The organism is Terriglobia bacterium, from assembly GCA_020073185.1.
Classification (GTDB): domain Bacteria; phylum Acidobacteriota; class Terriglobia; order Terriglobales; family Acidobacteriaceae; genus JAIQGF01.
Window position 1 is genome coordinate 1 of the sequence record JAIQFT010000090.1, and the last position, 9,136, is coordinate 9,136.

The following is a 9,136-nucleotide window of genomic DNA, read 5'->3' on the forward strand; positions in this document are numbered from 1 at the left end:
GAGAAAATGCTGCATACTTTGCTCAAGGCTGAGTCCTCCTCTGACTTGTTGGCTTTGGGAAAACTCAACTTATCAGAGACTCAGCCTTCTTCATTACCCAGCGGGACTCGGTACGGCAGCGCTAATTTGGACAAGAGTGGTCTTCGAAGGTACCCGCACTTCGCCGAGGTGGACCGCCCCTCTCGTTTTGAAGTCCGCAAACGGAGCAACGGGTCCGACGTCGGCTAGGACGCTGTTCACGCCACGGTCTTGGGTCTTGTTAGTTCTTTGATCTTTGCCAGTAGTTGCTCACGATCCGGCGGCTTATCGAAGTAGCCGGCAGGTGGAGGCACTTGTCGGCGGGTCTCGATGAACCGTTTGAAATCATGCGATATGCCCGTCAGGACAACCACGGGGATATGCTTCGTCTGCGGATCTCCGCACACGTTGCGGTACATCCGCACGCCACTCTCTTCCGGCATCGAGATGTCGAGCAAAATCAAATCCGGCAGCTCCGCTTTGGCTTTCGCAAAGCCTTCTTTCCCATTCATCGCCTTGATGACGGAATAGCCGTTATCTTCCAGAAGTGTGCCGACGAAAGTGAGAACGTCCTCTTCATCATCAACCACGAGAATCCGTCCTGCTATGTTTTGTGTCATGAGCGGTAGCCTACCTTTTCTTCAGCACTTCCAGAGCGCGCTTTAACGTTTCACGATCAGCACCAGCCAAGGCGTTGCCAAGCTCGGAGCGCAGTTCGTCATTCTGTCCCATCATTTCCGCATCCGAAGATTCCATTCCGAGCAGAGTGCGTACTGCCTTCACATAAGAATCCGGCCGCACGGGCTTTTCGAGATAAACGCCCGGTCCGGACATAGTCATTTCCCTGAAGTCCGCCCTGCCTAGTTCGTCCTTGGCGTGGCCGGTGACAATCAAGACAGGAATCTTGGACAACTGTCTATCCTTCTGGAGATCGTGGTAGAAGCGTGCCCCAGAGTGGTGAGGCATCACCAGGTCCAGCGAGATCAGGTCGGGGGCATTTCGCCTCACCGAGCCCAGCGCTTCCAGCCCATCGCAGGCCGTCTCAACCAGAAAACCGGCATCTTCGAGTGCGGCTTGCAGGTATTCGCGGACATCAGCCTCGTCGTCCACGACCAAAACGCGCTTTGGCCTTGTCTCATTCATGGTTTCTGCTCGCTCGATCGCGGCGCCGATGCGGTTGCATCGCGTGCGATCGCCTTGAGACGCTCGCGTGAAAGCCGGATGCGGAAGGTGGATCCTTGTCCAGAAGTCGAATCGACCTCCATCCGACCGCCGTGTTCCTGCACGATTTTTCGCGTCGTCAGGAGTCCCAATCCTGTTCCCTTGGTGCCTTTGGTTGTGAAAAAGGTGGTGAACAACTTTTCCTTGAGTTCCTCGTCTATGCCGCTGCCGTTATCGTCAACCTCGAATATCAGATCGCCCTCATCCTCGCGCGTTCGCAGCACGACTTTGCCGCCCCCCTCTGCACGCATGGCAGCAGCATCCACCGCGTTGGAAAGCAGGTTTGTGACGCAGGTCTCCATTCCCTGGCGATCCAACGGGGCAGGGCTCACTTGTGGGTCCGCTTCAAGCACCAACTCAACGCCTTGCATGCGAGCGGCGTCAACATAAAGGTTCACGATGTCGCGGGCCAACGTGTTGGGGTCGGTGGGATGAAGTTCCGGTATACGGCCTTTGGCAAAGCTGAGGAAGTCTTTCACCAGGGCGTTGGTTTTTTCGAAGTTGCGTTGCAGCATTTGCCAGCCGGAGGCAATTCGCTTGGTATCACCGCGCGACAGGCCGCTATCCATCATGTACATCCCGCCCTCGACTCCCATGAGAAGATTTTTGATGGTGTGTGCGAGTCCGGCCACGGTCTGACCGACGGTGGCCATGCGCTCTGCCTCGAGTTTTTCCTGTTCCAGGCGCATGATTCCGCGTAGATCCTCGAGAAAAGCTGCGCGCCCGAGATGTTGCCGGCCACTCTTTAGCTCAACGGCTGATAAATGGACCGGGATTTCCTGTCCTCGGGTCGTACGTACGGCAATCTCCGGCAGATCCAGTAGTTTTTTGTCGCACGCCTCGGACTCCGAGAACTCTTGCGGCAGCAACTCCTTGAGCCGGGCTGCAGCGGGAAGCTGGAGAGTCGTCCATCCCAGCAGATCGCGTGCCGCGGGGTTCATAAGCTTGGGATTGCCGGTTGGGTCGACGGCGAGAATGCCCGCAGGCGAGTTCTGGATCAATGCCTCGTAGAAATCCTGCGTCTTTCTGAGCTCACGTTCCAACTCATAAACCTGGCTGATGTCGGTCGCCATCTGGATGACATGCGCAACGCCTTCATCGCTGCGCGAAAGCGGCGAACTGGTGACGAAGTAATGCGCGGGCGACCCGTCCGGGTGGACGCCCACCTCACTGGAAACGTGTTCAGCGCCGTCGGCGAAAGTCATAGCAGCAGTGCAGTTGCGGCAAGGGGTCTTGCGCCGTTTGCAGACCTGATAGCAACACTTGCCCTCCGGATCCCCGAAAGTTTCGCGGAATCGCGTATTCACACGGACCAGATGGAAGTCTCGGTCGATGACAAACGCGGAGCAAGGCACGCGTTCGAAGAGCAAATCGTATTGCCGCTGCCAAGTCCGAGTTTCCGTCAGGTCCGTAGTTATCTGGACGATGTGGTTGATGGCCCCCGACTTATCCTTCAGGGGTGAAAGGTGCAATGCGTACTGGCAGCTTCGTCCGTGCCGATCGATGCCAGTCTCATCGGAAACGCGAACACGTCCATCCGCAAAGGTGACCTCGGACTGGCAGTTCTCACATATCTGCGACTTTCCCTTGTACACCTCGTAGCAATGACGATTCCGCCAATTGCCAAAATATTCTTCGAAGTTTTCGTTGGCCGCCACAATCTTGTGGTCGCGGTTAATGACGGCCACGTTGAACGGCGCCTGCAACATGCTCACGCTCAGGAGCCGGTCCACTTCGGCTTGGCTACGCCGCGGCATCATTTGCTCCCTGAGTCTGGAGGTGGCAGCACGACGTTGATTGCGGTCAAGCCACGGCGGCGGAGAACGATCTCGCGGGAATCAATGACCTCACGCTTGTCCTTATGGCACCAGTCGCAGCGCGGCATCTCGGGTTTGTTGTTCTCCTTCGCCTTCTTGACGTGACATCCGATACAAAGCCGGTGCATCGCCTCCGTATATGCAACGCTCAGGTATTGCTTCACCTTAATGGTAGCGCCGGAGGGGACCAGGTTCTTGTGGCATTTGTCGCAGGCGACGGCGGTGGCCGCCGTGCGCGCCTGTCCCCGTGCGTGACACTGGTAACACGCCACTCGTCCTCCCGAGGGCGAGGCGTGCCAGTCGTGCCGGAATGAGTCGCTCGGCAGGTACATGTCGCGATGGCAGCGCGCACACGCAGTCCCCTCGTCCCTGGGAAGATTCATGTGGTGGCACTTCACGCACGATTGTTTGGCGCCCTCCCGTTTCTCGTGCTCCACGTGCTTGAACGTGACCCCGAAACCATCCAGGTTTCCATCAATCCAGAGGATGTCCCGCCCGCCCCGGGCCTGGTGAACAGGAGTTGGCTCCAGGCCTCGGATCTCCGCCGCCTGAACATGCATGAAAGCGAATCCCAAAGCCGCGGCGACAATGAACGCCATCGAATACGTGGTGCGGGCAGCCAGGCCCGGAACTCCCAGCCAGGTGTCGCCGATCGGGTCCAATTCAGGCAGCTTCAGCGGATCCTGCTCGGGATCGGCAGGACGCTGTTCCCACACCTTGAAGCGTTCGACCATGAATAGGAAGGCCAAAACGGCGGCGGAGACCACGCCCACGCTGATGGCCACTTCTGTCCAAGCGGGCAAGTAGAAGGCGCCATCCGGTCTCAGGTGTGCCACACCGCCGACGTCGACTCGGTTCAGAACCACGCCGAACACAACCAGCGATGCTGTTGCCCACTGCCCCGCACGGCTCTGCCGCAGGCGTGAGTTCCAGAACAGTGCGATGGGCACGATCGCCATCGCCGCAATTTCGAACCAGAACATTGCGGACCGCCAGTTCGAGCTGAAGAGTTCTCCAGCTTGGCGGCGAACCAGCAAGTCTCCAAATCGCGCTGCGAGATAGACCAGCAACACCCAGCGGCAGGCGCCGGCGAAAGAAGCCAGGACTTCGGCCTCGGGCTTGCGGCGGTACAGGTACGCCGTTACGTGGCTCTCGAACATCACCATAGAGAGTCCGAGGGCGATGGCCGAGATGAGAAAGAGAATCGGCAGAATCGGCGAGTACCACAGGGCGTGCAACCGCGAGGGCATGATCAGGAACAGCGACCCGAGGGAGGACTGGTGCAGCGTGGATAGCCCGATGCCGACGATGACCAAGGGCAAGCGAGCTTTGACCAGCACCGCGCGTACCTTCGCCATGCGCGGAAAGTCCTCGGCTGGGACGGGGAAGAATTCCAGCGCTAACACCGCCAGGTAAAGCATGACGCACCAGCCAACCTCGAACAGCGCCGAGTGCGGATTCCAGAACACCATCATGTGCCAGATGTTCCATGGCAGGCCGAGATCGAAAAGCAGCGAGATCGCCACCGCCGCATAGCCGAGAAAAGCGGTGAGCACCGCGGGGCGCACCACGGCATGAAAACGATCTAGCTTGAAAATGTACACCGTCGCGGTCACGATGAATCCGCCGGCCGCCAACGCTACTCCGCCCATCACGTCGAACCCAACCCAGATGCCCCAGGGATTGCCGTCGGAAAGATTGGTGCTGCTGCCCAGCCCCAACAAGAAACGTGGCACTGCGACCGATGCCGCCAGGCCGAGCAGCGACCAAAGCACGAATTTCAGCCTGCGAACCCTATTCATCCGGTTCGTCCTTGTGCAGGTTCATACGCCGGTCGACGATCCAGTGCACGCCCGCCATCAAGGCCAGCACACCGCAGAAAGTGAACGGCACAGCTTCCATGGCCAGCGCGGTAGTGGATGGCAGAGGCTTCGTGCCCGGCGAACGGCCCCCGGTCAAGAACGCGAGATCGACGTTCGAAATGTAGAGAACGGAGCTTCCGCCCACGTCGTCTTCGCCCCAGACAGTGTTGACATACACGCCTGGGTTGTCGCGAATGCGGCGATGCGCTTCAGCCAGAAGTTGGTCGCGGTCGCCGAAGATGGTTGCCTTGGTCGGGCACGCTTCGGTGCAGGCAGGTTGCCGTCCGGCGCTGATGCGGTGGTAGCAGAAAACGCATTTGCGGACGTATGGAACCGCAGCCTGCCAGTCATAACGTGGAATGCCGTACGGGCACGCCATCATGCAGTAGCGGCATCCCATGCACTTGCTGCTGTCGTACACGACCGCGCCCAGTTCCGTCTGGTGGAGGGCGCCGACGGGACAGGCGGAGGCACATGCCGGTTCCAGGCAGTGCCGGCATTGTTTGCGCACTAACGCCTGTTTCGGGCCTTCGACGATCGAAGTCCAGTTCCTGGCCGACAAGCCGTCGTCGAGATCCCAGCGGCGGGGGAGATCCAGCGGGAGCTTGTTCTCCTTCTTGCAAGCGGCCACGCATTCATGGCAGCCGTTGCACTTGGTCGTGTCAGTCAAAATCGCGGCTTTCATTTCGCAGCTACCTCATCCACAGGTGTTGCCTGGACCGTCCGCGAGTTCTTGACCCAGGTGGGGCGATCCGCGTAGCCCAGCGTTGCGGCAACTCGGTCACCGGCCCCAGCCGGAAACTTCCACGCCACAGCCGTGACGACCTGAGATAGCGGTGCGAGCACGCAGTGCGCGATCTTGGTAAACGGAATCAAGAGCATGATCAGGTTCGCCGAGTAAACGTGCACCAACATCATGGCGTCGTACGTCTTCGGAGCAACTGCGAGATTGGAGCAAACGTAGCCGGTAATGAAGGGCACGATCAGCAGCAGCGGCCACGCCCAATCCTGTCGGCGGCTGAGCTTCCGAGCGGCCGGATACAGCAACCGGCCCGAGAACAGTCCCAGCCCGGCAACGATCGCGACCAGCACAAGATAGTTCGACAGACGTTGGGGAAGTGCCGGCCAGGCGAAGCCGGCGGCACGTTTCCATAACAGCACGTGCGCAGCCAGGGACATCGGCACGAGCAGCAGTCCGAGGTGAAAGAAAAAGGAAATCGTGCTATAGACCGGCCGCTCTCGCCACAGCCGGTTAAGCGGGAACAGCCACGCAATCGTCTGTTTCCTTACTTCCCGCCAGTTGACGATCTTGTCCGAACTACGCCCATACGCCTCCACCAGTCCGAGGACCGTGAGGGCGAAGATCCGTGCCAAGCCGAGCAACATCAATGAAAACGCGATGCGGAACAGCGGTCCACGCCCGAATTCAATCCAGGATTCCACTCCGCCACCTCAATCAGTCGAACACGATGGCCTTGTACAGAAGGTCATGCAGTCCCACGATCTGGCAGTCAACGCCGTGCTCTGCTACGAGCTCCCGCAGTTGCTTCTTACAGTTGGCGCACGGCGCAACACAGTACTTGGCCCCGGTAGCCCGAATCTGATCCGCCTTCGCCCTGCCTCCGACCAACATGCGGTAAGGCTGGATCTCGTCAATTGAAACCGTACCGCCGCCGCCACCGCAGCAGATGTTGTCGCGTCGGTTCGGCGTCATCTCGAGATAATCGCTGCAGATTGCCTTCAGAAGTTCGCGGGGCTGCTCCACGATCCACCCCGGGCGCGCAATGTTGCAGGGATCGTGATAGGTGACGCGCTCCGCAATGGCCCCGCCTTTCAGTTTCAGCCGCCCTTTCTTCCATGCGTCGTACGTGTACTCCATAATGTTGACTACCGGCAGGGCTTCCCGGCCGCCGCAAAACGTCGGATAGAAGAACTTGGCGGTGCGTGAGGCGTGACCGCATTCACCGATCAGTATCTTTCTTGCGCCCAGGCGTTGCGCTTCCGTATGGATCTTCTTCACCACGTGTTCCAGAACTTGATCGCTGTAGAACAATCCGTAGTTGATGCCGTCGAAATATCCGGTGCCGATGGTCCAACTATCGCCGGTTGCGCGAAACACGGCCGCATTTCCCATTAGCGTCTCGGCTTCCATAAGGAAGTCCGACACGGCGGGAAGGAAGAGATATTCCGCCCCCTGTTGATCGACTGGGAATGACACGTCAACACCGATTCCGTCTTTGATCTCCTCGCTCAGGAACTCGAGTGTGTCCAGCAACGCGGGTACTGGAACAGCGGATGTGTTGCCGGTCGTGCCTGCTAACTGCTCGCGAACGCTCACCGCCAGGGCACGGGGGACGATTCCGATCTCGGAGAGGATGTAACGCCCCAGGTGCGTGATCAGGCCGTGATCGACCCCCATCGGGCACTCGAAATAACAGCGGCGACAAGCCGTGCAGTTATAGAACGCCCCCGCCATTTCTTGGATCTTGTCGTCGGTCAATCCGGCATCGCCCAGAACTCGCGCGCGCAGTACCCCGGAGATGGTGAAATGACGGCGATACACGGACAACAGCAACTCGGACCGCTGGCAGGGCACATCGCGCTCATCGCCTGTCGCGAAGTAAACCTGGCATTTCACCGAGCACCGCGCGCACTTTGCGCTCACGCGGACATAATGGTCCAGCGCTACGCGGTAGTTGGTATGTTTCAGGATGGCGGCGAACGCCTGGAGAAAGCGCCGCGGTCGATCAGTGATATCGAAGTCTTCGACGTGGTACCGAACCGGCAGGCGTTGCTTGCGCACGATGTCCGGCTTCTTTGCGGATGCGAACGCCTTACGCCGTTCTTCCGCGCTCAGCGGCTCCATGGCCCCTCTGTTATGCCGTCCGGCGACGAAACATCCGGCGATGAGATCAGTTGCTTGGCACGCCGACGGCGCTATCCGCGCGCGCCCGAATTACTGCGTCTCCGAAGCGATTCCGCGCTTGTTAAAGCGTACCCTTTGCTTGTCCGTGTATGGTGTGACGTGAATCACGGCTCAATGGCAACGCATCATTCAGGGTGCAGCCTGGGACGAGCGTCAAGCCCGGCGGTAGGCTTAAAGGGCTGACCCGCTGTCATCTGGTTTCATCGTTCAATGCCATTCGCCGCAGCTTTCTTCGAGAACGCCCGCATCGATTGGCCTAGTCGTCGCATAACTTCTGCCCACTCTCGCAGGTGAACGTGTCCAGCTTTCGTAAGGGAATACACGCGTCGCGCGGGGCCGGTCGTCTCCGTCTCCCAGTTCGACGTTACGTGCCCGTGTTCTTCGAGAGTCCGCAAGGTCCGGTACAGCGCGGCGCGTTCGATCTGCGCGTCGGTTAATGCGTAGTCAGAAAGGCTCTCCGACAGCTCGTATCCGTAAGAGTGGCCCTTTTCCTTTAGGATCAGGAGCAACACCGGCTCAATGAATCGGTAAATGTTGCCCATCGCGCAGGTGCAAGGGTGTGCAGGTCCGTGCCGTGGACACGTCGCTCTAGGCATAGCGCGCTCTGGATCCTCGTTTGTCGATAAACGGGAAACAATTGCTTTGAGTAATGTACATCTAGATGTATATTACAACTAGCTGGGAAGATGTCAAGAGAAGCACCAGGAGGAGTTGTGAAGATCGCAGTCGCGACAATCGACGGAGTATCGGTTTCTCAACATTTCGGCCAGAGCAAGGGATTCGTAGTTTTCGAGGCGGAAGGCAGCACGCTGGGCGCGCGGGAATTCCGTACCAATCACCACACGCCTCATGCGCAGGGACTCTGCAATCGCGAAGGAGGACATCGGCATGGAGCGCACAATCATGGAGACATCCTCGAACTTCTGAATGATTGCAGTGTCGTATTGTGCGGAGGTATGGGCGCAGGAGCGGCGCAGGCCCTTCGGACTCAAGGGATCGAGCCTATCATCCTGGCTGCGGCGTCCTCGGCCGATGAAGCTGTAGCTTCCTATCTGAACGGGACATTGCCCACTTCAGAAACGGGCTTATGCAACTGCGATCATTGATGCAGTGACGTGTAGTGCAGTCGAGGACCTGACGATGACCGATCGAGTCACTCTTGTCCAAATTAGCGCTGCCGTACCGAGTCCCGCTGGGTAATGAAGAAGGCTGAGTCTCTGATAAGTTGAGTTTTCCCAAAGCCAACAAGTCAGAGGAGGACTCAGCCTTGAGCAAAGTATGCAGCATTTTCT

9 protein-coding genes are annotated in these 9,136 nt (G+C 58.7%); 1 reads left to right on the forward strand and 8 read right to left on the reverse strand.

What is annotated here, in order from left to right; all coding sequences use genetic code 11:
• Positions 1 to 236: 236 nt before the first annotated feature.
• From LAN64_19685 to LAN64_19720, 8 genes are all read right to left on the reverse strand, one after another.
• Positions 237 to 608, reverse strand: a complete 372-nt coding sequence (locus LAN64_19685) for a response regulator (protein MBZ5570051.1) — start codon at positions 606 to 608, stop codon at positions 237 to 239.
• A 40-nt stretch (positions 609 to 648) separates the two neighbouring features.
• Positions 649 to 1,161, reverse strand: a complete 513-nt coding sequence (locus tag LAN64_19690) for a response regulator (GenBank protein ID MBZ5570052.1) — start codon at positions 1,159 to 1,161, stop codon at positions 649 to 651.
• On the reverse strand, positions 1,158 to 2,948 hold the full coding sequence (locus tag LAN64_19695; protein MBZ5570053.1) for a PAS domain-containing protein: 1,791 nt from the start codon (positions 2,946 to 2,948) through the stop codon (positions 1,158 to 1,160). Before LAN64_19695 ends, LAN64_19690 begins: the two co-directional genes overlap by 4 nt.
• Positions 2,949 to 2,995: 47 nt before the next feature.
• Positions 2,996 to 4,858, reverse strand: a complete 1,863-nt coding sequence (gene hybB, locus LAN64_19700; GenBank protein MBZ5570054.1) for a Ni/Fe-hydrogenase cytochrome b subunit — start codon at positions 4,856 to 4,858, stop codon at positions 2,996 to 2,998.
• Complete coding sequence (locus LAN64_19705; protein ID MBZ5570055.1) at positions 4,851 to 5,603, reverse strand: 4Fe-4S dicluster domain-containing protein; 753 nt, start codon at positions 5,601 to 5,603, stop codon at positions 4,851 to 4,853. Before LAN64_19705 ends, hybB begins: the two co-directional genes overlap by 8 nt.
• Positions 5,600 to 6,361: a hypothetical protein gene (locus LAN64_19710; protein ID MBZ5570056.1), complete on the reverse strand. Its 762-nt coding sequence runs from the start codon at positions 6,359 to 6,361 to the stop codon at positions 5,600 to 5,602. Before LAN64_19710 ends, LAN64_19705 begins: the two co-directional genes overlap by 4 nt.
• 13 nt (positions 6,362 to 6,374) lie before the next feature.
• Positions 6,375 to 7,784, reverse strand: coding sequence for a (Fe-S)-binding protein (locus tag LAN64_19715; GenBank protein ID MBZ5570057.1), 1,410 nt, complete (start codon positions 7,782 to 7,784; stop codon positions 6,375 to 6,377).
• Positions 7,785 to 8,044: 260 nt separating this feature from the next.
• On the reverse strand, positions 8,045 to 8,377 hold the full coding sequence (locus LAN64_19720) for a helix-turn-helix transcriptional regulator (GenBank protein MBZ5570058.1): 333 nt from the start codon (positions 8,375 to 8,377) through the stop codon (positions 8,045 to 8,047).
• A gap of 180 nt (positions 8,378 to 8,557) precedes the next feature.
• On the opposite strand from LAN64_19720, the gene LAN64_19725 reads away from it, so the two are divergent.
• On the forward strand, positions 8,558 to 8,950 hold the full coding sequence (locus tag LAN64_19725; protein MBZ5570059.1) for an iron-molybdenum cofactor biosynthesis protein: 393 nt from the start codon (positions 8,558 to 8,560) through the stop codon (positions 8,948 to 8,950).
• The last annotated feature ends 186 nt before the right edge of the window (positions 8,951 to 9,136 follow it).